Source organism: Parageobacillus galactosidasius (genome assembly GCF_002217735.1).
Lineage (GTDB): Bacteria > Bacillota > Bacilli > Bacillales > Anoxybacillaceae > Parageobacillus_B > Parageobacillus_B toebii.
Genome location: NZ_NDYL01000002.1, coordinates 513,484 through 537,653, shown reverse-complemented (window position 1 = coordinate 537,653; position 24,170 = coordinate 513,484). Strand labels below are relative to the sequence as shown.

Here is a 24,170-nt window from a genome sequence, read left to right as displayed (position 1 = left end):
AATAAGGAGGTGCAAACCCTAGTTACTACACATGTCGCAGCACGAAAGGCAGCAATAAGGCGGCAGGAGTGGGACGAGAAAGGGTTAGTAGCTAGGTAGAGAACATGCGGAACCTTCGGGAAAAATCGCTATTTGTTCATCAACAAGCAAAAGGAAAGTTGCGTGTGGATGTTAAAGTTTCGGTAGAAAACGTCAATGATTTAAGTGTCATCTATTCTCCAGGAGTGGCGGAACCATGCAAAGCGATTCATGCAAATCCGGAATCGATTTATGATTATACGATGAAAGGAAACTTTGTGGCGGTTGTTTCCGATGGATCTGCGGTATTAGGATTAGGAAATATTGGAGCAAAAGCATCTATGCCTGTTATGGAAGGGAAAGCCGCCTTATTTAAAGCGTTTGCCGGCATTGATGCCGTGCCACTTTGTATTAACACAAATGATCCGGAACAAATTATTCAAACGGTAAAATTGTTAGAGCCGACGTTTGGCGGAATTAATTTGGAGGACATTGCTGCGCCAAACTGCTTTTTGATCGAGGAACGCCTTAAGCAAGAACTGTCTATACCAGTATTTCATGATGATCAGCATGGGACAGCGATTGTAATCGCCGCTGGATTGACCAATGCATTGAAGGTCGCGCAAAAGCGTTTGAGCGATTGTAAAGTGGTTGTAAACGGAGCGGGTGCTGCCGGAATTGCGGTCGCAAAACTGCTTCTTTCTATGGGAGTAGATGATCTCATTTTATGCGATTCAAAAGGGGCTATTTATGAAAATCGTCCGCACGGAATGAACGCAATAAAAGAATCGCTGGCAAAAGTAACGAATCGAAACCGTGTGCAAGGGTCTTTAAAAGAGGTCATTAAAGGAGCCGATATATTTATTGGGGTTTCTGTCGCAGGAGCGTTAACGCAGGAAATGGTTCGCTCCATGAACGACAATCCTATTGTTTTTGCGCTGGCCAATCCTGTTCCGGAAATTATGCCGGAAGACGCAAAAGTTGCTGGTGCTGCAGTTGTAGCAACGGGAAGATCGGATCTTCCAAACCAAGTGAATAACGTCCTTGCCTTTCCGGGTGTTTTTAAAGGGGCGTTGCAAGTGAGAGCTTCTGAAATTAATGAAGAAATGAAACTGGCTGCTGCGGATGCCATTGCCAATTTAATCAGTCCAGAAGAATTAACGAGCGATTATGTCATCCCTAATCCATTTGATAAACGCGTTGTTGATGCGGTGGCAGACGCGGTTGCGCGCGCGGCGATAAGAACGGGAGTTGCAAGAAAAACTGTTGAAATAAAGCAGGATAACGTCATTTGAAAGAAGTAATTTCCGTAGAAGGCAATATACAATCGTTATAGAAGATGACATGGAAGCCGGGGATGTTATTTTAACAGCAAGCCCAGTCGGTGCCGATGTGATTAAATGAGAAATCGCTGATTAGAACGCTTCGACTCCGTTTGTGACGGCCTGGGAGCGGATAAAACATTTAAATATGCTGCTGATTGCGACCGATCCACTATTGGGTAATGCCCGGCAATAAGTGTATAATGACAATGGATGAAGGAATATTAGAGGTGAACAAGATGGAAAGAGAAAATTTAGTGAAATCGGTAAGCCGGGCATTACATATTATCGATATCGTTAGTTCCGAAAAAGATGGATTAGGCGTGACGGAAATTGCTAAACAAATGGATATTAATAAAAGTTCTGTATATCGTATTTTGTCAACGCTAGCTCAATATGGGTATATCGAACAAGATAAGGAAACGGAACGGTACAAACTTGGCTATAAATTTTTGGATATTAGTTCCAAATTGCTCGAATCGATTGATTTGCGGCGAGAAGCAAAACCGTACTTGCGAGAGTTGGAAAAAGAAACGAACGAAGTCATTCATCTTGTCGTATACGATCAAGGAGAAGTCATTTATATTGAAAAATTAGAAGGAACAGAAACGTTGCGGATGCATTCAAAAGTAGGAAAAAGGGCGCCGATGCATTGCACGGGGGTTGGAAAAGCTATTCTTGCCCATTTGCCTTTAAATGTAGTGTTAGAGATCATCGATCGAAAAGGATTGCCAAAACATACGGATTTTACGATTACGGACCGGGATGAGCTTCTAAAAGAACTAGAGAAAGTAAAGCAAAAAGGGTATGCGCTTGATTTAGAAGAAAACGAGTACGGAATTCGTTGTATTGCTGTTCCTATTTTTGATTATACTGGAAGCGTTGTTGCCGCGGTCAGTATTTCTGGTCCGACGATTCGCATGACAGACGAACGAATAGAAAAACTTCAGGAACGCATTCGGCATATTGGCAGGCAAATATCCGAAAGACTTGGATATAGACAAAAATAGACATATCGCTCGGCAGCAAACTGCCGAGCCTTTTTATTGTGAATAAAGTCATTTTTCTTGGCAATATCTCTATTCTTTCTATTAAAATAGAAAGATGAAATCATTGAGGTGAGCTGATATGAAGAAAAAAAGCTTATTCGAATTGATAGAACAATTGCGAAGCGATCCGAATGTGGTGTATTGGCATGAAATCGAACCACAAGAAGCGAACACCGTTCCGATGCCGGAGCATCTTGATTTGCGTTTACGAACAGCGCTCGAAAAGCGCGGCATCGCTTCTCTTTATACACATCAGGCAGCCGCTTATGAAGCGGTGCAAAACGGAAAAAATATTGTTGCCGTTACTCCGACTGCTTCAGGGAAAACGCTTTGCTACAATTTACCTGTACTGCAAGCGATCGCAGAAAATGAACATAGCCGGGCGTTTTATTTATTTCCGACAAAAGCGCTCGCGCAAGATCAAAAAAGCGAATTGCACGAAATCATTGAGGAAATGGGCGTTCCGATTCATAGTTATACATATGATGGCGATACAGCGCCAGGCATTCGCCAAAAAATTCGCAAAGCTGGCCATATTGTCATGACAAATCCGGATATGCTGCATTCTGCGATTTTGCCGCATCATACGAAATGGGTGGCGTTATTCGAAAATTTGCGGTATGTCGTCATCGATGAGCTTCATACGTATCGCGGCGTGTTTGGAAGCCACGTGGCAAACGTCATCCGCCGATTGAAGCGCATTTGTCAGTTTTACGGAAGCAAGCCGATCTTTATTTGCACATCAGCGACGATTGCCAATCCGAAAGAACTAGCCGAACGCCTGACAGGGGAGCCAATGACATTGATTGATAATAACGGGGCGCCGCGCGGAAGAAAACATTTTGTTTTTTATAATCCGCCGGTTGTTCATCAACCTCTTAATATTCGCAAAAGCGCTACGGTCGAAGTAAACCGGCTAGCAAAACAGTTTTTAGAAAACGGCATTCAAACAATTGTATTTGCCCGCAGCCGTGTGCGTGTCGAGCTGATTTTAAGCCATCTTCAAGAACTTATTAAAGATCAATTGGGCGCCAAAACGATTCGTGGGTATCGCGGCGGTTATTTGCCAAAAGAAAGACGGGAAATCGAAAAAGGATTACGGAGCGGGGAAATTATCGGGGTTGTTAGCACGAACGCGCTTGAACTTGGCGTCGATATTGGCCAGCTGCAAGTATGTATCATGACAGGATATCCCGGCACGGTCGCAAGCACATGGCAGCAGGCAGGAAGAGCTGGCAGACGTCACGGCGATTCCCTTGTCATTATGGTAGCGAGCTCTAGTCCGATTGACCAGTACATTGTGCAGCATCCGGAGTATTTCTTTGGCCGTTCTCCGGAAACGGCGCGCATCAACCCAGACAACATGCTGATTCTTGTCGATCATCTCAAATGCGCTGCATATGAACTTCCTTTCCGTCAAGGGGAAAAGTTTGGCGACCTCGAAGTGGAAGAAGTGCTTGAGTTTTTAACAGAACAAAAAGTATTGCATTACCGTGCAGGCAAATGGTATTGGATGAGCGATGCGTTTCCGGCGCATGATATTAGCTTGCGTTCTGCATCCCAAGAGAATGTCGTCATTATCGATATTTCGAAAACTGGCAACCATCGCGTCATCGGCGAGATGGATCGATTTAGTGCAATGACGTTATTGCACGAAGAGGCGATCTATCTTCATGAAGGTGTGCAATATCAAGTGGAAAAGCTTGATTGGGAAGAAAAAAAGGCATATGTTCGGGAAGTGAACGTAGAATATTTTACGGATGCGAATTTAGCTGTACAGCTTCATGTATTAGAAGAAGACCGCAACGAGCAAAGACAGCTGCTGAGTCTGCATTACGGCGATGTTTCTGTTCGCGCGAAGGCTACCATCTTTAAAAAAATTAAATTATCCACATTTGAAAACATTGGCTCGGGGCCGATCCATTTGCCGGAAGAAGAACTACATACGACGGCAACATGGATCGAATTAGGAGAAGAACTATCGAAAATGGACGCGCCTATGCTCGAACAAGCGCTCGTTGGCATTTCAAATGTGCTTCGTCACCTCGTACCGATGTTTGTCATGTGCGACCGCACCGATATTCACGTCGTACCACAAATGAAAGCACCTCATTCCGGAATGCCGACGATTTTTTTATACGACCGTTATCCAGGCGGCATCGGCTTATCGGAAGCGGTTTTTGAGCGGTATGATGAAATCATGGGAGAAGTGATACATTTACTTGAACGCTGCCCGTGTGAAAATGGCTGCCCTTCTTGCATTGGGGTGATCGAGGCAAGCAATCATTCCGTGAAAAAAAACGTAATCTCATTTTTGCACAAGCTTCTAAGCAAGTAAATGAAGGGATGAACACCATGTCAATGAAGCAGAAATTAGCAAGATGGAAGGAACAACTTGCATCCCGGGCTTCCGTTCAGGAAGAACGGCCCGGTGTGCTCTTTGAAGAGCAACAAGAGAAAGAGGTTCCATTTCTTGATGAATGGCAGAAAAAACATGTGCAGCCGTTCTTTTTTGATGGGGATTATTGTTTGATTCGCGAAGTAGTATATCCGTTAGATTATCAGCATGGACGATATCGACTTGGAGAGTTTCATCATATTCATGCCCGTTGGCAAGACGCTTCTTTTACACATCCGCTTTCGAGCAAAGGGCATGAAGCGAGCGATTTATTTTTCTTTGATACGGAGACGACCGGGCTTAGCGGCGGAACGGGACATGTCATTTTTTTGCTTGGCCATGCCCGCGTATATGAAGATCGGGTTGTTGTCCGCCAGCATTTTTTGCCGCACCCGGGAGCGGAAGTGGCATTGTATCAAAGTTTTTTATCGGAAGTCGACTATACAACGCTTGTTACGTATAACGGAAAAGCATTCGATTGGCCGAAAGTCAAGACGCGCCATACGCTGATTCGTGATGCTGTCCCGAAACTGCCGGCGTTTGGCCATTTCGATTTATATCACGCATCAAGGAGAATGTGGAAACAAAAGCTTGAGTCTGTTCGCCTTTCCAATGTCGAAAAAGAGATATTGCAAATTGAGCGAGAAGAAGATGTTCCCGGTTTTTTGGCGCCGATGATGTATATGGACTTTCTATCGGCGCCGCATCCTGATCGAATTTTTCCGGTATTTCTCCATAATGAACTTGATGTTTTATCGTTAATTTGCCTCTATATTCATTTATCGAAACAGCTGCTAGAAGCGCCGCAACTAAAAGATGCATTTGAACAGTTGGAAACAGCTCGTTGGCTCGAGACGTTAGGAGAAACAAATGCCGCGAAAAACGTGTATGAGCGCGTGATCGAAAAAGAAACAAAAGAATCGTGGCAGGCCAAATGGCAACTATCGCTGTTATATAAAAAAGAAAAACGGTACGAAAAAGCAGTGGACATATGGAAAGAATTATGGCAGCATGGCAGTGATACGTGGAAGATGAAAGCCGGGGTTGAATTGGCAAAAGCGTATGAACATTATTTTCGTGATGCCCATCAGGCGCATCACTATGCGATCAACGTATATGAACGATGGAAAACACTATCTCGTTCCTATAAACAGCGGAATACTACACAAGAGTTAGAGTTGATCAGGCGTATAGAACGGCTTCAGCGGAAATTAAATCATTAAATATTTCCGTGGAAAGCGCAGGATGCGACAGAAAATAAAGAAAATTTGATTTTCCATTTCGAATCTTGTAGAAAAAACAAAAAATATGTACAATTGCTTCGGGATAGATAAAAACAAACGAAATGGCGGGGAGAAAACGATGCGGAGCATGTACAAAAAAATTTTTTACTTGTTTTTTCTCGTGATATGTTTAACGTTTGTTGTGTTTAGAAACTTAACGTAATTTGGCTGTCCGTTACAGACGAATATGGAAAAATGGGTGTCTATACTAGTACATGTCCGCTCCTTTCATCATAGGCTGATATTGTAAAACATAAGCTTATGAAAAGAAAGGAGAATGGATATGCATTGCGGACCACATGTATTGGCACCGATTGTTCATCCACCAAGATGTTGTGTACAACATCATTTCCAAGCAACAATCGTACCACACATTCATCCATCACATACGACACATGTCAACCATCATCTTTTCCAACATCAGCATTATTTCCCGCATACGGAGTCGGTTGTCAACCAAGTAGCCAACCAACATTGCAATTTTCCTGGTCCTGCTCCGTTCCCATGGGGATGTTAATCCCAATGAAACAGGAGCCGCCATGGCGGTTCCTGTTTTTTAGCAAAGAGAAGGAGTATAAAAACAATGAGAGTGCTTGCGATCACAGGATATAAACCGTATGAGCTGAATATTTTTTCTAATAATCATCCAGCTGTTTCCTATATTCAATTAGCGATACGTCGAAGGTTGCTTTCACTGTTAGAGGAAGGACTGGAATGGATTGTGATTAGCGGACAATTAGGGGTGGAACTTTGGGCGGCTGAAACAGCATATGACCTGCGAGAGGAATATCCTCAGTTGCAAGTTGCTATTCTTACGCCGTTTTTGAATCAAGAAGAACGATGGAATGAAATGAACCGTGAATATTATGAATGGATTGTATCGCAAGCTGATTTTGTCGACAGCATTACAAAACGGCCATACGAAAGTCCTGCACAGTTTCGCTGGAAAAATGAATGGATCGTCCGAAAAAGCGACGGTTTACTCATTGTCTATGATGAGGAAAAAGAAGGGACACCGAAATATATGTTAGAAGTTGCGAAACGAAAAGAAAATTACGCCATTTTTCCCATTACGTTTTCCGATTTACAAGCTATTATAGAAGAAGCGCAGATCAATGAAACGCAAATTGACAATCGATTTGATTTCTGAAAAAATAAAGATAATAGCGGAATGTGGAATTGGGGTGAAAAAGATGTTAGCCGGTCGTATTAAATTAACGCCAAAAGAAATTTTAGAAAAAGAATTTAAAGTAAGTATGCGGGGGTACAATCAAGACGAAGTCGATCAGTTTTTGGACATGATTATTAAAGATTATGAAACGTTCCAACAGGAAATTGAGCAGCTCCAGCAAGAGAACGCTCGTCTGAAACGGCAAATAGAAGAGCTGCAAAAACGGCCATCTGCGCAAGCGGGAACAACAAACTATGATATTTTGCAACGGTTATCTAATTTAGAAAAACATGTATTTGGCAATAAATTATACGATTAATTTTTTTGTTGGACAAATGGAAAAGATCAAGTGCTGCATGGTAAAAGTACATATAGTTCGAAAATTTTCCTATTGAAATAACATGAAAAATGAACTATACTACAATGTGCAAACGACGTTAATAATGTTCGGGTAATCGCTGCGGCAATTCATTGCCGTAGAGGAAAGTCCATGCTCGCACGGTGCTGAGATGCCCGTAGTGTTCGTGCCTAGCGAAACCATAAGCTAGGGCAGTCTGGCGTAATGCTGGGCTGACGGCGGGGAAAGAACCTAAGTCCCAAGGCCTCTCTTGGGATATGGTTCGATTACCCTGAAAGTGCCACAGTGACGCAGCTCTAAGGGAAACCTTAGAGGTGGAACGCGGTAAACCCCACGAGCGAGAAACCCAAATTATGGTAGGGGCGCCTTCCCGAAGGAAATGAACGGAGGGAAGGACAGATGGAGTTTTTTCCATCTGTAGATAGATGATTACCGCCGGAGTACGAGGCGACAAGCCGTTTGCAGTACGAAGGTACAGAACATGGCTTACAGAACATTATTAACGTCGGAGATGGTATATGGTATAATGAAAAAGCTCTCCTGCATGAAGGAGAGCTTTTTCATTGTTTAAAAAATGACTATAATCGTAATATAACTTGTAGTGATTAAGGAAAAGGGAGAGGGATATAAGTGTATGATCATGATCAACAACTAATAGATATACATACGTTCGCTGGAATTGCAAAAAATATTTTTGAATATTCTAACGAAAGCATTATTATTACAGATGCGCAAAATAGAATTTTATTCGTGAATCCGGCATTTGAAATTGTCACCGGATACAGCGCGGAAGAAGTAATTGGTAAGAATCCGCGCATTTTGCAATCTGGAATGCATGATAAACAATTTTACAAAAAAATGTGGAATGATATAAAACAACATGGAGTATGGAAAGGGGAAATATGGAATAAGCGAAAAGATGGGGAATTGTATCTTGAATGGTTAACTATTAGTGTGGTAAAGGATCAAAAGGGAAATGTGACAAATTATGTGGCGATTTTTTCTGACATTACAGAACATAAACGAAATGTCGAGCAATTAACGAGACTAGCGCTTTATGATACATTAACAAACGTGCCGAATCGGTACTTGCTTGAAAAACGATTAGAAAGTATTATTCGAATGTCCAAAAAACATAATCAGTCATTTGCTTTATTATTTCTAGATTTAGATCGCTTCAAAAACATTAATGATACGTTAGGCCACCGTGTGGGAGATATGTTATTGAAAGAAACGGCGCAACGTCTGAAAAGAATGTTGCGAAAACAAGATACGATCGCGAGGTTTGGTGGTGATGAATTCGTCATTATTTTGCCAAATTTAAAACATATTCGCGAAGCGGTATATATGGCGGAAAAAATTGTTGAATCATTGAAGAGGCCGTTTTGCTTTAACCATCAAGAAATATATATATCTACTAGCATCGGTATTAGTGTTTATCCATACGACGGAGCAGATAAAGAAACGTTGATACGCATGGCCGATCGCGCGATGTACCAAGCAAAAAAGAATGGAAGAAATCAATATGCTTTGTATCATGACGGAATGCAGCATCATAACGGCAAACAGTTGTTTCAACTTGAAACCGCGTTGAGGAAGGCGCTTGAAAGGGGAGAATTTGAACTTTATTATCAGCCGCAATTAGATGTAAAAACGAAACAAATTCGTGCGGTAGAAGCGCTGATTCGATGGAACCATCCAGAAAAAGGATTTATTTCTCCAGGAATGTTTATTCCGCTTGCCGAAGAATCGGGTTTAATTACACCGATTAGTGATTGGATTATGATGCAAGCCTGTGAACATTTGAAACAATTACAGTTACGTTTTCCTTATATAAAAATGAGCATAAATATTTCTCCTATTTATTTTCAACAAATTGATTTTATAGAAAAATTGCAAAAAACGATCGAATCGGTAAACGTGAATCCGCGTTCGATCGAGCTGGAATTGACAGAAAGCGCCGTCATGCCTCACGCTGAAAAGTCTGTAGAAAGACTCACCATGTTAAAAACAATGGGAATAAGCATTGCGATTGATGATTTTGGAACGGGATTCTCTTCGTTAAGTTATTTGCATCGTTTTCCGATCGATATATTGAAAATCGATCGAAGTTTTATCAAACAATTATCTCGGTATCGAGAAGAATCGGCAATTGTTAATGCGATCATTATGATGGCGCACAGCCTTCAGATTCGAGTGGTGGCTGAGGGAGTGGAAACGAAGAAACAGTATCAAATACTGGAAAAGCAATCTTGTGATTTTGTACAAGGATATTATGTATCTAAGCCGCTATCAATTAGCGAATTATATGAGTTTTTAGATATGTGGAACCATCTTTATGATTAAAAGCGCCGTGCTTGCTAGTGTTTTGTTCGGATGGTTACATACAATTGCGAGAGTTTGAGGTTTTATAACATAAAAAAATAGGAGGACAAAAATGGGTTCGATTACGTTAATCGCTACGGCGGCGATGGGAGTGGAATCGATCGTCGCCGATGAAGTGCGTCGTCTCGGTTATGAGTGTCAAGTGGAAAATGGAAAAGTGACGTTTACCGCTGATGAGCTGGCGATTTGCCGCGCTAATTTATGGTTGCGCACCGCAGATCGCGTGAAATTGAAAGTCGGAGAATTTAAAGCGACGACGTTTGAGGAACTGTTTGAGCAAACAAAAGCGTTGCCATGGGCGGATTATTTGCCGGTGAATGCGAATTTTCCTGTCATCGGAAAATCAGTAAAGTCAAAGCTTTTTAGTGTTTCCGATTGCCAGGCGATTGTGAAAAAAGCGGTGGTGGAAAGTTTAAAAAAACATTACCGTGTTTCATGGTTTGAAGAAACCGGACCGCTTTATCGCATTGAAGTAGCCTTGCATAAAGATATTGCCACATTAACCATTGACACAAGCGGAGCAGGGCTGCATAAACGCGGTTATCGCACCCTCCAAGGGGAAGCTCCATTAAAGGAAACATTAGCAGCCGCGCTCGTGCAGCTGACGAATTGGACGCCGGACCGGCCATTTGTCGACCCGTTTTGCGGATCGGGAACGATTCCGATCGAGGCGGCGCTGATTGGCCAAAATATTGCGCCAGGATTTAATCGTGACTTTGTCTCCGAACAATGGGACTGGATTGGTGAAAAAACATGGGAGCGAGCACGGGAGGAAGCAGAAGATTTGGCCAACTATGACCAGCCTCTCGATATTTCCGGATTTGACATTGACCATCGCATGGTGGAAATCGCAAAAACAAACGCGCTGGAAGCCGGATTTGCCGATTTAGTGTCATTTAAGCAAATGCAAGTAAAAGATTTTCGCACACGCAAAGAATACGGCGTGATCGTCGGCAATCCCCCGTATGGCGAGCGGCTTGGCGAGCGTAGAGAAGTAGAAGCAATGTATCGGGACATGGGCAAAACGTTCTCTGCCTTAGATACGTGGTCCATTTATATTTTGACGGCGCATAAAGAGTTTGAAAAACATTATGGGAAAAAAGCGACGAAGCGCCGCAAATTATTCAACGGCTTTATCGAAACACATTATTACCAATACTGGGGTCCGCGGCCGCCGAAGGAAAAAGATATTGCCGAACGAAAATAAGCTTCTCATGTTGCTATGCTTGCAACGAATGAGAACATCCCTTTCTGCATATAATATGGATATTATGATGAACTATTTTAGCAGGAAGGTGATATACAATGAGACATTCTTCCATTGATTGGATGAAAATTTCAGAAGCGCTCGATAATACGTATGAATTATTAGTACAACAAAACATTGAAGATGAGCATTTAAAACAAATCGAAATGGCGAAAAATATGTGGAAGCAGGCTTTTACATACCGCATATCTAGTTCGATGAAAGCATAAAGCAATAAAAGTTTGCGCTCGGCTCATTGCTCATTATTGACTTCTGTTGTACGATGAATCATAATAATATCTTGTTAGACTTTTTACAGATGATTTGGCAGATGACAGACAGCGCGCAGCAGTAAAAGCATTGCGCGCTAACGTTTGTTGAATGGATTTGGACAGGCGTGAAAGTCTTATTATATTTTTGGAGGGTTTTTCGACGATGAGCCGTGAGCGCTATCCTTTTGCATTAGAAAAAAACGAAAATTTCTTTGATAAACTGGGGGAATGGATTGGCGATGTCTTTTACGACATTTTGCCAGAAGCAGGGTTTGAGCTGCGGGATGAACAAATATATATGGCGTTTCAGCTAGAACGCGCGTTTAGAGAGAAAAAAGTGATGTTTGCCGAAGCGGGGGTCGGTACCGGAAAAACGATCGTATATTTGTTGTATGCGATTTGCTACGCCCGTTATACAGGGAAGCCCGCCATTATTGCCTGTGCCGATGAAACGCTCATTGAGCAGCTAGTGAAGAAAGAAGGGGATATTGCAAAATTATCGAATGTGCTAGGTTTACATATTGACGTACGCTTAGCGAAATCCCCTGATCAATATTTATGTTTAAATAAACTGGATGAAGTCGTGATGTATGATGATAAAGACATCGAGCTTTACGAACAAATTTATGACGAGCTTCCTGCGTTCGTTCACGATAATAAGCCGCTGCAAGCATTCTATCATTATGGAGATCGCAAAGAATACGCCCATTTAAGCGATGAACAATGGAAAAAAATCGCGTGGGACCCGTTCCAAGACTGTTTTACATGTGAAAAACGCCATCGCTGCGGCCAAACATTATCACGGGAATATTACCGGAAAGCGGCTGATTTAATCGTCTGTTCACACGACTTTTATATGGAACATGTTTGGACATATGAAGCGCGCAAACGCGAAGGGCAGCTCCCGCTTTTGCCGGAAGCAAGCTGTGTTGTATTTGACGAAGGGCATTTGCTAGAGTTTGCCGCACAAAAAGCGTTAACCTATCGGATGAAAGAAACAACGTTAGAAAACTTGCTCACACGGCTGTTAGAGAATGATATCCGTGAAGAGCTTGCTTATTTGATCGAAGAAACGCTGCAAATAAGCGTGCGGTTTTTTGATGAGCTAAAGTCTTGTTCAAAAGAAGTAGCCGGTTCTAACCGTCAAGAAATTACGTTTTCGGAAAAACTGCTTCGCCTTGCCAAACAATTGCATGCCAAAATTGTCGACATCGGCAATGAGCTTGTGTTTGAAAGCGAAACATATACGATTGACCATTATCAATTGAATATTGTGGATGAATATTTAGACCAACTTGAATATTCGCTTGATTTATTTATGAATAATGCCGATGCCATTACGTGGGTGGAGTCATCACGTCAAGAAACTACTCTTGTCGTTATGCCGCGCACTGTGCAGGAAGTATTGCGGGAAAAAGTGTTTAATAAGCGTATTCCGTTTATTTTTTCTTCTGCCACACTATCAAACCGCAAATCATTTCAATATATTGCAGAAAGTCTTGGAATTGATGAGTATTTATCGTTTAGTGTGGAATCGCCATTTGATTACGATAACCAAATGACGATTTTTATGCCGACGTTTACCAATGATGAAAACTTATTTTCACAAAAATATGAATATGCGTTGCGTAAAATTCGCGAAACAGAAGGAAGAGCGCTTATTTTGTTCCCGTCAAGACAAGAGTTGCTGCAATTTAAAGAGCAAGCAAGCGGCGAGAAGGAATTTGCCTTTTTGTTTGAAGGCGATCAGGAAATTAGTGAACTCGTTGCGACATTCCAAGCAAATGAAGAAACGATATTATGCTCAGAACATTTATGGGAAGGATTGGATATTCCAGGGCCATCACTATCGAACGTCATTATTTGGTCGCTACCGTATCCTCCGAATGATCCGGTATTTCAGGCGAAGCGAAAGGCATATGATGATTCATTTTGGGGTGTCGATGTGCCGTATATGCTGCTAAGGCTTCGTCAAGGAGTAGGCCGCTTGATCCGCACACGCGAAGACCGCGGCATCGTTTCTATTTTTGTGACAAATGATGAGAATGATAAGGTTATTGAAGCAATTAAAGAGGTATTGCCGACAAAAGTGAGGGAAGAATAATTTCTTTCCTCATTTTTTATCGCAAAAAAGAGGAAATCCGCTTTTGGTCATGGAAATATTATCATGCAACAAAAGATACAGGGGGAAACAAGATGATCAAAAAAATAGAAGAGCAGTTTTTACAATACGTAAAAAAAATGATGAGCTATAATGAAGCGATTCAATTAATGTATTGGGATTTGCGGACGGGCGCCCCGAAAAAAGGAGTCGAACAACGTTCAGAAGTCATCGGAATTCTTTCGCAAGAAGTGTTTAAAATGTCCACGTCAGAAGAAATGGCCGCCTTTATCGCTAAATTGTCGCCAAAACATGAACAGCTTTCGGAAGTCACTCGCTATACGTTAGAAGAATGCAAAAAAGAATACGAGCGAAACAAAAAAATCCCAGCAGATGAATATAAAGAATATGTTGTATTGCAATCAAAAGCGGAAAGTGTATGGGAAGAAGCGAAGGCAACCGCTGATTTTGCCCTGTTTCGTCCATATTTAGAGAAATTAGTAGAATTTAACAAACGATTTATTGAGTATTGGGGATATAAAGGAAATCCGTACAATACGCTTCTTGATTTATATGAACCAGGAATGACGGTGGATGTGTTAGACGAAGTATTTCGGAAGCTGCGTGAACATATCGTTCCGCTTGTGCAAGAAGTCGCCGCCTCTCCAAATCAGCCGGAAACATCGTTTTTATTCCATCGGTTTCCAAAGGAAAAACAGCGCGCTTTTAGTCTGGAGCTGTTGCGAGAGCTTGGCTATGATTTTGCGAAAGGCCGGTTGGATGAAACGGTTCATCCGTTTGCGATTGGCCTCAATCCGAACGATGTCCGGATTACAACACGGTATGATGAACGCGATTTTCGCACCGCTATATTCGGAACGATTCATGAATGCGGCCACGCCTTATATGAACAGCATATTTCAGAAACATTGATTGGGACGCCGCTGTGCACAGGTACATCGATGGGAATTCATGAATCGCAGTCGTTATTTTATGAAAACTTTATTGCCCGTCATTATTCATATTGGAAACGAAATTATCCGCGCTTGCAGCAATATGCTCCTGAGCAATTTTCTGGCGTATCTCTCGATGCGTTTTATCGCGCGATTAATGAAGTAAAACCATCACTTATTCGGATTGAGGCAGATGAATTAACTTATCCGTTACATATTATTGTTCGTTACGAAATCGAAAAAGGATTGTTTAATGGAACGATCGAAGTAAAAGATTTGCCGGAGATTTGGAACGATAAATATAAAGAATATCTCGGCATCCGTCCGGACAATGACGCGGTTGGCGTATTGCAAGACGTGCATTGGTCCGGAGGAAGCTTTGGATATTTCCCATCTTATGCGCTCGGTTATATGTATGCGGCGCAGTTTAAGCATGCGATGCTAAAAGATTTGCCGCATTTCGATGAATTGCTCGAAAAAGGGGAATTAACGCCGATTCGTGAGTGGCTGACAGAGAGAATCCATCGATTTGGGAAGACGAAAAAGCCGCTGGAAATTTTGCAAGAGGCAACCGGAGAGGCGTTGAATGCCGACTATTTGATCCGTTATTTAGAAGAAAAATATAAAGCAATTTACCAACTATAAAAAAATCCTCCCTCCTTTTTAGAGGAGGGGGGATTTTGTATTACCATAATTTATAACCTTTTGACCCCGGAGGAGCATTTTGAATCATATCGACAAACGGGATTGTGTAAGCGATCAAAATGAGCGCGACCGTAATACCAATCCATAGTTTCCAGTTATCCATCGCAAGTGCTACGCGTTCTTGCGGTTCTGCCGCTTCAGCGACAGGAAACTCTGTTTCTCCTTTTGGAGCGAAAAATGCTAAGTTGACGACAATAACAAGAACTAAAATAATACCGATGAATAAAATCGTTCCGCCGACCGCTTGGGCGATTTGATATGGAATCCACTCAAGCGCTTGCGGTGAGTTTCCGTAAGTGGAAAATGCCGAACGGCGCGGCGCTCCAAGCAATCCGGCAAAATGCATCGAACCGGACATAAACAACATGCCGATCGTCCATACCACCGTTTGAATAATCGCTAAACGGTTCATCGCTTTTGTCATGACGCGGCCGCTTAAATGCGGAATGAGCCAGTATGCGGCACCGAAGAATGTAAGCACGACCGTTGTCGCAACCGTTAAATGGAAGTGCCCCGTTACCCAAATCGTATTATGGACGACTTGGTTCATTTGGTGAGAAGCATTGATAATTCCACCGGCGCCGGCAGGAATGAAGAATACCATTCCGATAAACGGCGCGAAAAAGCGCGCATCTCCCCAAGGCAGTTTGCGAAGCCAACCAAATAGTCCAGTTGCGCCTTTTGAGCGTCCGTATGCTTCAAATGTCGCAAACATCGCAAACGCCGTCATTAGCGATGGAACGACTACCATAAGTGTTAAGAAAACTTGTATGAATTTCCAAAACGGCTTAATACCAGGTTCAAGCAATTGATGGTGGAATCCGACAGGAATCGAGAGAAATAGGAACAAGATAAATGCTAAACGTGCTAAAGAATCAGAGAAAATTTTTCCACCAATGATTTTTGGAATGGCAACATACCAAACCATGTAAGCCGGAAGCAACCAGAAATAAACAAGCGGATGCCCGAAATACCAGAACAATGTCCGGCTGACTAAAACGTTCACTCGGTCAGTGATGCCAAGCGACCACGGCAACAATTGAATCAAAACGGTTGCAGCAACACCTAACGTACTAACAAGCCATAAAACCATATTCGTTACCGACATAAAGGTAAGCAGCGGGCTGGCTTGGCCAGGATGCTGTTTTTTCCAACGCGCATAGTGGGCAAAGGTCGCAAAGCCGCTGATCCAGCTGCCAACAACTAAGAGCGTTAAACCAATATAAAAGCCGGCATGTGCTTGCAATGGCGCATAGAATGTGTAGAGGACTGAAGCCTGACCGGTTAAAATGTAAAATACTGTCGTCGATGTGCCGATCGTCATCGTCCAGAAGCCAACCCAAGCCCAAAAGCGGACGCGATCAGATAACGTTCCGGCCGTCCGGCTTACTGCAGCGAATTGAAATCCGATAATAAAGAATGTCGTTAATACGAGGCCAAGCAATACACCGTGTGTCGTTAAAATCGTATAATAGCTGATGCCTGCTGGTAAATTAAATTTTCCGGAGCGCACCAGCGTTTGTAATAATCCAGCCAATCCTCCTAAAGCAAGGGCAGTAAACGCGACATAAATATGCGCTAAAGCTAATTTTGCGTCACGACGATCTACTTTCATTATTTCCCCCATCATTTTTCCACCACCTTAATTCGTCCAGTCATCATATGGTGACCAGCACCGCAATATTCATTGCAAAGGATCGTATATTCGCCTGGTTTGTTAAATGTGTGTGTAAGTGTGTTGATATATCCAGGCTCTACCATCATATTAATGTTTGTTCCAGGTACTTGAAAACCATGAATGACGTCTTTTGTCGTAACGTTAATTGTTACTTTCGCCCCTTTAGGAATTTCAATTTGGTTTGGCGTAAACGCAAAAGCAGATACGACAATATTAAGTTGATACTCATTATCCCCAGTCTTAACTAATCCAGGTTTGTCAAACGGCGGTGTTTGATCTACCTTCTCTGGATCAATGGTCGTCAAACAGCTTGGCGGCTGTTGGCCTTCAGCGAAGGCGCTTACACCGACGATGACCAAAAAAGCGAAGAGAACGCCGATTCCGAACACAAGCCAAATTTTTTCGTATTTGTGCATATGCATGCTATATCCCCTCTCTTATAGCTTATAAGCGATGCAAGTATAACAAATAGACGCTAACCCATGAGAGAATGATGAAAAACCCGAGAAAAAACACGGAAGCGAGCGTGCCTTTTAAAGGCGGTTCTTGCTCTTTTGTTTTGGTTTGTTGTAATTCTGTTTTCGCCATCGTTCTATACCTCCTCCCAAAAAATCATCCCAACTTCATCATACAAAATCATTTGGAAAATGGTAGGTGTATTTTACTAGTTCACAAATTGTTCATTTCTTACTTTTTCACTATAATAACCTTAAAAAATTAATATAACAGTGATTTTTCTCACATATGATAGGGGAGGAATGTGAAAATATTGTGAACATCGGCCTATCAGATGTAGTTTCCGATATGTTCCCTTGCCATATGAAAATCATTTTTTGATAGACGGCGAGATCGTTTTTCCCCTGGTAACAAAGTAGATCGATTTTTAAATCATCAAGTAGATCCGCAACTGATGAAAAAGATTGGTGAAACGTTTGCGAATGCGTTTTGTCATGAAGGGGTTACAAAGGTGTTGACACTTGAATCATCAGGAATTAGCCCAGCATTGATGACAGCGTATGAATTAGGTGTCCCGTTGTTAGTGGCGTGTAAACGAAAACCGGTTACACTTTCCGAAAATTTGTATACGGCGAAAGTGTATTCATTTACCAAACGAGAAGAAACGGAAATTTTCGTTTCCCAATCGTTTCTCCATCATCAAGATCGTGTTTTGATCATTGATGATTTTTTAGCAAACGGTCAAGCGGCCTTAGGTTTGACAGATATTGTCGCGCAGGCGAAAGCCCATGTTGCCGGAATCGGCATTGTCATTGAAAAAGCGTTCCAAGACGGCGGGCAGTTGCTTCGATCACGCGGATTTCGCGTTGTGTCGCTGGCGCGCGTTGCATCCATAGATGACGGGATTTTTATATTTTTTGTATTGGGAAAAGTGCGTAAATACAGTAAAATGATTGTATATGATATTAAGGCGAGGGGTTTGAACATGGGACCAGTTACTCAACAAACATCGTTAACGACATGGCTCAAAAGAATCATCGATGTATACGATGCGTTTGTTGCTCATGGCGATGAGACAAATGCCAAAAAAGCGAAGCAGCTGCTTGAAAAAACGGCGAACGAACAATTTGCCATCGCCTTTTGCGGTCATTTTTCCGCAGGAAAATCGAGCATGATTAACGCTCTTCTTGGCGAACCGTTATTGCCATCTAGTCCGATTCCGACAAGCGCCAATCTTGTGAAAGTGAAATCAGGACAAGAATACGTGCGGGTGTTTTACAAGCATGAACCGCCGGTGGAGTACAAACCGCCATATCATCTTGAGCTTATTCGCGCTCAATGTAAAGATGGAGATGCGATTGAATTAATCGAAGTAAGCCGGCAAACATCGCGCATTCCAAACGGAATTGTAATGATGGATACGCCGGGAATCGATTCCACCGATGATGCGCATCGGCTTGCGACCGAATCGGCGCTTCACTTAGCCGATGTGGTGTTTTATATGATGGATTACAACCATGTGCAAGCGGAATTAAATTTTCAATTTACGAAAGAATTAACAAACTACGGAAAAACGTTATATCTCATTATTAATCAAATCGATAAACATCGCGACAATGAGCTGTCGTTTCATGAATTTCGCCAGTCCGTCGAGGAAGCGTTTCGAAATTGGGGCGTAAAGGCAGAACGCATATTTTTTACCTCTTTGAAAGCACCGGATAATCCGCGTAACGAATGGAACGAGCTAGTCGAGTGTTTTCAGAAGCTTTTCCGTGAAAAAGACGAACGTCTTTTCTACGGTGTGGAGGTTGCGTTGAAGCGGCTTATTGACGAACACGTTCGCTGGCTTGAGGAGAAAGATGCGGAGGAAGAAGAAGCGATCCGAGCTCGCCTTGCTGCACTTTTAAGTGATGAAACGGAAGAAGAACAAATACGAAAGCGCCTTAACCGGATGCAAGAGGAACTCGAGCAGCTGGAAGCAGCCCATATGAACTTGGAAACAGAATTTCGCAAAGAGTTATATCATATTTTGGAGAATGCTTATATCATGCCGTTTGAAACGCGGGAACTTGCGAAAGCGTATTTACAATCCATGCAGCCGGATTTCAAAGTCGGTTTTTTATTTACGAAAGGAAAAACCGAACAAGAACGGGCAAACCGGTTGCGGGCGTTTTATGAAAACGTAAAAGAAAAAGCGGTTTCGCAAATCGAGTGGCACGTTCGCCAGCTGTTGATCCGTTTTCTCAAAGAACACGATATAGAGGATTCCGTCCTGCTAAATCAATGTCAGCAATGGACGGTGGATTGGGAAGCGGACGTTTTAAGCGCACTGGTGAAAAAAGGAGCAGGCGCAACCGGAGAAGCCGTTCTGAATTATACGAACGATGTTGCTTATGAAGTAAAAAAGCGATACCGAAATGCGGCAATGCAGTTATTTGAGAGATTATTATCGAAATGGAGAGAGCAAACAGAAGAAAAACGCCGTCATCTTGAAGATCAAATTGCGTCGGAAACAGAAAAATATGAATGGATCGAACGGCTTCACCATCTTCAAAAAACGCGCAAGCAGGTGCATGAACAACTTGTTTGCTTGCTTTCGTCTAATCGTGTTTTAGAAGATAGTGATGACAAGCGGCTTGCGGAGTTGACCGCTTTGCCTGTGATAAGAAAGCTGGAATCTTCAGCGCTGACGGTTCCTTCGAAACAAGATCACGAAAAGAAACGTCCGCACATCCCAGAACAAGCGCTCAGTCAGGGGAAATCCGCGCGTCAAAAAATACAAAAAACGACAGAATGTATACGACAAGCGGTAAATATCATCACTGGATTAAATGGAATGAATCGATTTGTCCGCGAATTAACGGAGAAAGCCGATCGCTTGGAACATCGCACATTTACGGTTGCTCTTTTTGGAGCGTTCAGCGCTGGGAAGTCGTCATTTGCTAATGCGCTTATTGGAGAGAAGGTGCTGCCGTCATCTCCAAACCCAACGACAGCGACGATTAATAAAATTGTGCCGCCTACAGAAGAATATCCGCATGGTACCGTGATCGTCCAAGTCAAAAGCGACAAGCAGCTTTTTTCAGACGTTCAAGCTTCGCTCCGCTATTTTCATATGAACGCGGAAACGTGGGACGAAGCGCTTGCGATGTGCGAAAAGATAGCGGGCTTGCAGGAGGCCGGTGCGCATGAAAAACCGCATTATTCTTTTCTTCAATCGGTTATTTCCGGTTTTGAACGCATGAAAGACCACCTCGGCCGCAAGCTGCGCATCGGGATCGATGAATTTGTTCAATATGTCGCCGAAGAAACGACCGCTTGTTTTATCGAATCGGTCGAGCTGCATTATGACTGTGAGCTCACCCGCCAAGGAATTACGCTTGTCGATACGCCTGGAGCGGATTCCATTAATGCCCGTCATACGGGAGTGGCGTTCGAATATATTAAAAACGCCGACGCGATTTTGTTTGTCACCTATTATAACCATGCGTTTTCGAGGGCGGATCGCGAATTTTTAATCCAACTTGGACGCGTCAAAGATACGTTTGCGATGGATAAAATGTTTTTTATCGTCAATGCCGCGGATTTGGCTCATTCAAGAGAGGAACTCAACGCAGTATTGGCGTATGTGGAAGAACAGCTTGCTCAATTTGGCATTCGTTTTCCGCGCCTTTACGCACTTTCCAGCCGTTTCGCCCTTGATGAAAAAACAGGCAAAAAAGCAGATGGAGGATACGGTTTCTTAACGGAATCGGGAATTCGGCAGTTTGAAGAAGATTTTACTCGATTTATTACGGAAGAGTTGACGGAAGTAGCGGTCAGAGGAGCATATGCCGAAATGAAGCGCGCACAAAAGACGCTTCTTGACTATATTGATGTCGCACAGCAAAGCAATGAGGAAAAAGCCGCAAAACAACGCGCGCTTTCGCAAGAGCAAACAGCGATTCACAAGCTGCTTGACTCTGTCTCCATCGACCATGATATACATGCGATGAAACAAGAAATCGCCGAGCTTGTTTATTATGTAAAACAGCGCGTATCATTCCGTTTCAACGATTGGTTTAAAGAATCGTTCAATCCGGCTTCACTGCGCGACGACGGCCGTGATATTCGCCAAGCACTTCGGGCGTGTTTAGAAGAATTGCTGCATTCTGTTGGATTTGACTTGTCGCAAGAAATGCGTGCAACAAGCTTAAGAGTCGAGCGATTTTTAAAGGAGCGTCTTCATGAACAATTTATGGATCTATGCAACAAAATCGAACGGATTCATAAAGGAGTGCCTCTTTCTTCTTTAGAAACGATTTCGTTTTCCACTCCAGAATTTCCGCTCGGTTTCGAGCAAATCGATGAAGCAAGATTTTCTAAAGCACTGTCGATGTATAAAAACGCAAAATCGTTTTTTGAACGGGATGAAAAGCGCTATATGAAAGAAGAAATAGAAAAACAAATACAGCAGCCAATCGACGATTATGCCGCTCGACAAGAACAGCGTATGTTTCAGTTTTATAAAGAGCAATATGAAATGGCGATTAAAGAGTTTATCGCTTTTCTTGCAAGTCAAGTCGATGACTATTTTTCTGGACTGCAGGCGACACTACGGGCCGAAGTCGATGTCGAACAACTGCGCGAATGTGCGCGGCAGCTGGCGGGTTTATTGGAGGAACAAGAATGAGGGATTTCATTCAACATGAATTAACAAAGATCGAGAAACAGCAATCCGTTCGCGTGTTATACGCGTGTGAGGCGGGAAGCCGGGCATACGGGATAGATACGAAAGAAAGCGACTATGACGTCCGGCTTATTACGATCAAACCAATTCGGTCGTATTTAACCGTTTCCGAATGGTCGGAGACGTGGAGTGATTCGACTCCGCCCATCGAATGGCATAGCTGGGACGTTTTTAAAGCGCTGCAGCTTTTTCAAAAATCGAATCCGTCGCTTTATGAATGGTTTTCTTCCCCGATCATTTATGCAAAAGACGATGATTTTTATACAAAAATGAATGAGATGATCCGACAGTATTATTCATTGCAAAGTCTGGCTTATCACTATCATTCGTTGACAGTGAAAAATGCCAATTTGCTTAGAAAAAAGGAAATAGGAAGCAAAGTGTATATCAAAACGTTTGTGCAAACATTGCGCGGGGCATTGGCTTTACATTGGATCATGCGGTATCATGCGTTTCCTCCGCTTTCGCTTTTTCAACTGGCGGATGGGGATGAATCGATCATGGAGCTTATTCGATTGTTGCGGCAAGCGAAAGCGGAAAAGCGGATGGATTTTTCTTTCGCATTACCTGCAAAAATATTATCCGTCATCGATATGGAACGGTCAGCGCTTAAGCGGCTTCCAGACAAAAAAACGGTCGACGTTCGTTTGCTCGATGAATTCGTATGGGAGCTTTTAGGAGTTTGAACTTGAGTTGCACCATGGGAGTCTTCTATAAAGGGGAGAGACGATGACACGGTTTCACGCGTGTGCTACTTGCATTCATTACGGGATTCAAAAAACGGACCAAGGACTTTATACTTATTGTCAACGGCTTGGTTACGAAACGAAACCATATTATCAATTCCGGTGTTGGACGCCAAAGCCGAACGTTCGCGTTTTAATGGAAAAGGAAAAGAGAAAGGAAGATTCTAATGAGTGAAGTACATGAAGCGATTACCGCCCATATCCAAAAACAGCATGCGGCCATTAAGCGTTTTGTGCAATTAGAGGCGGAACGAGAGCGCTATATTGACGAAGCAGTTGCGCTTTGCCAAAACGGTTTGCCGTTTACGGTGACAAAAATCAATGAAGTAACGAAGGAAATGAACGAATTAGCAAAGCACGGTGGCATGCCGCAACGGAAATACGTAACGGTTGAAATGGTAAAAGAATATACGGAACGTTTAACAAAGCAAGGGGGAACGAAATGAACTATATTGTTTCACATGAATGGCTCGCGGATCGGCTCGATCACGATAATGTCCGCATTATTGACTGCCGCTTTTACCTTAATGATCCAACTCGGGGATTAAATGAATATAGGAAAGATCATCTTCCTTTCGCATTATATTTTGATTTAGAAAAAGATTTATCCGCGCCTGTCGGCAAACATGGCGGACGGCATCCGCTTCCGACTGTTGAAGAATTGGCAGAGAAGCTATCAGCGGCAGGAATTGATGAAACGGTTACGGTTGTTGCATATGATGACCAGGACGGGGCGATGGCTTCACGGTGTTGGTGGCTGCTTCGCTATCTTGGGCATGAGCGTGTTTACGTCTTAGACGGAGGTTATACAAAATGGAAAGAAGCGGGGTATCCAGTCACAGCAGAGGTTGCTGCCGTAAAACCGCGATCATTTCAGCCTCGCCCTCAGCCTTCGTGGCTAGCGACTGTCGATGACGTGCGCCGTGCGGTTCAAGAGTCATCGGCGATTATTATCGATTCACGGGAATGGAAGCGATACGCAGGCATAGAAGAACCAATCGATCGCATTGCAGGACATATTCCGGGAGCCCTCCATATGTTTTGGAAAGACTGTGTGACGGACGAGGGGTATTGGAAAAGTCCGCAAGAACAAGCGGAGCGCTTTTCCGCAATCAAAAAAGATGCTCCCATTATCGTGTACTGCGGTTCTGGGGTGACGGCATGTCCAAACGTGCTTGCGTTGAAAGAAGCAGGTTATACGAATGTACGTTTGTATGCAGGAAGCTGGAGTGATTGGATTTCCTATCCAGAAAATCCGATTGCGACAGGGGAAAAATAACAAAATAATTTTTTCACCGTT

At 42.9% G+C, this 24,170-nt stretch carries 19 protein-coding genes, 1 other RNA gene and 1 pseudogene; 18 read left to right on the top strand and 3 right to left on the bottom strand.

The window, feature by feature from the left end:
* Positions 1-104: 104 nt before the first annotated feature.
* The 13 genes from B9L23_RS12130 (at position 105) to B9L23_RS12075 (ending at position 15,201) form a co-directional block, all read left to right on the top strand.
* Positions 105-1,313, top strand: a complete 1,209-nt coding sequence (locus tag B9L23_RS12130) for an NAD(P)-dependent malic enzyme (protein ID WP_081189217.1) — start codon at positions 105-107, stop codon at positions 1,311-1,313.
* A gap of 266 nt (positions 1,314-1,579) precedes the next feature.
* On the top strand, positions 1,580-2,350 hold the full coding sequence (locus B9L23_RS12125) for an IclR family transcriptional regulator (protein ID WP_062756008.1): 771 nt from the start codon (positions 1,580-1,582) through the stop codon (positions 2,348-2,350).
* Between the two features lie 118 nt (positions 2,351-2,468).
* On the top strand, positions 2,469-4,727 hold the full coding sequence (locus B9L23_RS12120) for a DEAD/DEAH box helicase (protein WP_089097737.1): 2,259 nt from the start codon (positions 2,469-2,471) through the stop codon (positions 4,725-4,727).
* A gap of 17 nt (positions 4,728-4,744) precedes the next feature.
* Entirely contained in the window at positions 4,745-6,010 is a 1,266-nt protein-coding gene (locus B9L23_RS12115; RefSeq protein WP_081189215.1) for a ribonuclease H-like domain-containing protein, read from the top strand.
* A gap of 343 nt (positions 6,011-6,353) precedes the next feature.
* Positions 6,354-6,587: a CotD family spore coat protein gene (locus B9L23_RS12110; RefSeq protein WP_073968024.1), complete on the top strand. Its 234-nt coding sequence runs from the start codon at positions 6,354-6,356 to the stop codon at positions 6,585-6,587.
* Positions 6,588-6,653: 66 nt separating this feature from the next.
* Positions 6,654-7,220 (top strand): SLOG family protein, encoded by a 567-nt coding sequence (locus B9L23_RS12105; RefSeq protein ID WP_062756004.1) that lies wholly within the window; start codon positions 6,654-6,656, stop codon positions 7,218-7,220.
* 43 nt (positions 7,221-7,263) lie between these two features.
* Positions 7,264-7,560 carry a cell division regulator GpsB gene (gpsB, locus tag B9L23_RS12100; protein ID WP_015864078.1) on the top strand — a complete coding sequence of 99 codons (297 nt, stop codon included), beginning with the start codon at positions 7,264-7,266 and terminating at the stop codon, positions 7,558-7,560.
* A 124-nt stretch (positions 7,561-7,684) separates the two neighbouring features.
* Positions 7,685-8,093: RNase P RNA component class B (gene rnpB, locus B9L23_RS12095), an RNA gene on the top strand.
* Between the two features lie 136 nt (positions 8,094-8,229).
* Complete coding sequence (locus B9L23_RS12090; protein WP_089097736.1) at positions 8,230-9,945, top strand: putative bifunctional diguanylate cyclase/phosphodiesterase; 1,716 nt, start codon at positions 8,230-8,232, stop codon at positions 9,943-9,945.
* A 91-nt stretch (positions 9,946-10,036) separates the two neighbouring features.
* Entirely contained in the window at positions 10,037-11,191 is a 1,155-nt protein-coding gene (locus tag B9L23_RS12085; protein WP_089097735.1) for a THUMP domain-containing class I SAM-dependent RNA methyltransferase, read from the top strand.
* A 98-nt stretch (positions 11,192-11,289) separates the two neighbouring features.
* A complete protein-coding gene (locus tag B9L23_RS20510) occupies positions 11,290-11,460 on the top strand; it encodes a hypothetical protein (protein ID WP_015864075.1) in 171 nt (56 codons plus the stop codon).
* Between the two features lie 205 nt (positions 11,461-11,665).
* Positions 11,666-13,606 (top strand): ATP-dependent DNA helicase, encoded by a 1,941-nt coding sequence (locus tag B9L23_RS12080; RefSeq protein WP_089097734.1) that lies wholly within the window; start codon positions 11,666-11,668, stop codon positions 13,604-13,606.
* Positions 13,607-13,698: 92 nt separating this feature from the next.
* Positions 13,699-15,201, top strand: a complete 1,503-nt coding sequence (locus B9L23_RS12075) for a carboxypeptidase M32 (protein ID WP_062755999.1) — start codon at positions 13,699-13,701, stop codon at positions 15,199-15,201.
* A gap of 40 nt (positions 15,202-15,241) precedes the next feature.
* Here the strand turns inward: B9L23_RS12075 and B9L23_RS12070 are convergent, their stop codons facing one another.
* From B9L23_RS12070 to B9L23_RS12060, 3 genes are read right to left on the bottom strand one after another with little or no spacing between them, the layout of a single operon-like run.
* The gene (locus B9L23_RS12070; protein ID WP_089097733.1) at positions 15,242-16,891 is read right to left on the bottom strand and encodes a b(o/a)3-type cytochrome-c oxidase subunit 1; all 1,650 of its coding nucleotides are present in this window, start codon (positions 16,889-16,891) and stop codon (positions 15,242-15,244) included.
* Positions 16,888-17,361: a cytochrome c oxidase subunit II gene (locus tag B9L23_RS12065; RefSeq protein WP_089097732.1), complete on the bottom strand. Its 474-nt coding sequence runs from the start codon at positions 17,359-17,361 to the stop codon at positions 16,888-16,890. The genes B9L23_RS12070 and B9L23_RS12065 overlap by 4 nt, the downstream gene beginning before the upstream one ends.
* Before the next feature lie 22 nt (positions 17,362-17,383).
* The gene (locus tag B9L23_RS12060) at positions 17,384-17,527 is read right to left on the bottom strand and encodes a cytochrome c oxidase subunit 2A (RefSeq protein ID WP_089097731.1); all 144 of its coding nucleotides are present in this window, start codon (positions 17,525-17,527) and stop codon (positions 17,384-17,386) included.
* Positions 17,528-17,819: 292 nt separating this feature from the next.
* Between B9L23_RS12060 and B9L23_RS12055 the strand changes: the two are divergent.
* The 5 genes and pseudogenes from B9L23_RS12055 to B9L23_RS12035 all read left to right on the top strand — a co-directional run.
* Positions 17,820-22,067 (top strand): annotated as a pseudogene (locus B9L23_RS12055) (xanthine phosphoribosyltransferase); the annotation flags it as partial.
* The gene (locus B9L23_RS12050) at positions 22,064-22,810 is read left to right on the top strand and encodes a nucleotidyltransferase domain-containing protein (protein WP_062755989.1); all 747 of its coding nucleotides are present in this window, start codon (positions 22,064-22,066) and stop codon (positions 22,808-22,810) included. The pseudogene B9L23_RS12055 and the gene B9L23_RS12050, both read left to right, overlap by 4 nt.
* A 43-nt stretch (positions 22,811-22,853) precedes the next feature.
* Entirely contained in the window at positions 22,854-23,045 is a 192-nt protein-coding gene (locus tag B9L23_RS12045) for a hypothetical protein (protein ID WP_062755987.1), read from the top strand.
* On the top strand, positions 23,038-23,316 hold the full coding sequence (locus B9L23_RS12040; protein WP_062755985.1) for a YpbS family protein: 279 nt from the start codon (positions 23,038-23,040) through the stop codon (positions 23,314-23,316). The genes B9L23_RS12045 and B9L23_RS12040 overlap by 8 nt, the downstream gene beginning before the upstream one ends.
* Positions 23,313-24,149, top strand: a complete 837-nt coding sequence (locus tag B9L23_RS12035) for a sulfurtransferase (RefSeq protein ID WP_062755983.1) — start codon at positions 23,313-23,315, stop codon at positions 24,147-24,149. Before B9L23_RS12040 ends, B9L23_RS12035 begins: the two co-directional genes overlap by 4 nt.
* Positions 24,150-24,170: the final 21 nt, after the last annotated feature.

Excerpts from the sequence above, each read along its gene's own strand:
- B9L23_RS12130 (WP_081189217.1), top strand. The coding sequence starts at position 105 with ATGCGGAACCTTCGGGAAAAATCGCTATTTGTTCATCAACAAGCAAAA.
- B9L23_RS12125 (WP_062756008.1), top strand. The coding sequence starts at position 1,580 with ATGGAAAGAGAAAATTTAGTGAAATCGGTAAGCCGGGCATTACATATT.
- B9L23_RS12120 (WP_089097737.1), top strand. The coding sequence starts at position 2,469 with ATGAAGAAAAAAAGCTTATTCGAATTGATAGAACAATTGCGAAGCGAT.
- B9L23_RS12115 (WP_081189215.1), top strand. The coding sequence starts at position 4,745 with ATGTCAATGAAGCAGAAATTAGCAAGATGGAAGGAACAACTTGCATCC.
- B9L23_RS12110 (WP_073968024.1), top strand. The coding sequence starts at position 6,354 with ATGCATTGCGGACCACATGTATTGGCACCGATTGTTCATCCACCAAGA.
- B9L23_RS12105 (WP_062756004.1), top strand. The coding sequence starts at position 6,654 with ATGAGAGTGCTTGCGATCACAGGATATAAACCGTATGAGCTGAATATT.
- gpsB (WP_015864078.1), top strand. The coding sequence starts at position 7,264 with ATGTTAGCCGGTCGTATTAAATTAACGCCAAAAGAAATTTTAGAAAAA.
- B9L23_RS12085 (WP_089097735.1), top strand. The coding sequence starts at position 10,037 with ATGGGTTCGATTACGTTAATCGCTACGGCGGCGATGGGAGTGGAATCG.
- B9L23_RS20510 (WP_015864075.1), top strand. The coding sequence starts at position 11,290 with ATGAGACATTCTTCCATTGATTGGATGAAAATTTCAGAAGCGCTCGAT.
- B9L23_RS12080 (WP_089097734.1), top strand. The coding sequence starts at position 11,666 with ATGAGCCGTGAGCGCTATCCTTTTGCATTAGAAAAAAACGAAAATTTC.
- B9L23_RS12075 (WP_062755999.1), top strand. The coding sequence starts at position 13,699 with ATGATCAAAAAAATAGAAGAGCAGTTTTTACAATACGTAAAAAAAATG.
- B9L23_RS12070 (WP_089097733.1), bottom strand. The coding sequence starts at position 16,891 with ATGATGGGGGAAATAATGAAAGTAGATCGTCGTGACGCAAAATTAGCT.
- B9L23_RS12065 (WP_089097732.1), bottom strand. The coding sequence starts at position 17,361 with ATGCATATGCACAAATACGAAAAAATTTGGCTTGTGTTCGGAATCGGC.
- B9L23_RS12060 (WP_089097731.1), bottom strand. The coding sequence starts at position 17,527 with ATGGCGAAAACAGAATTACAACAAACCAAAACAAAAGAGCAAGAACCG.
- B9L23_RS12050 (WP_062755989.1), top strand. The coding sequence starts at position 22,064 with ATGAGGGATTTCATTCAACATGAATTAACAAAGATCGAGAAACAGCAA.
- B9L23_RS12045 (WP_062755987.1), top strand. The coding sequence starts at position 22,854 with ATGACACGGTTTCACGCGTGTGCTACTTGCATTCATTACGGGATTCAA.
- B9L23_RS12040 (WP_062755985.1), top strand. The coding sequence starts at position 23,038 with ATGAGTGAAGTACATGAAGCGATTACCGCCCATATCCAAAAACAGCAT.
- B9L23_RS12035 (WP_062755983.1), top strand. The coding sequence starts at position 23,313 with ATGAACTATATTGTTTCACATGAATGGCTCGCGGATCGGCTCGATCAC.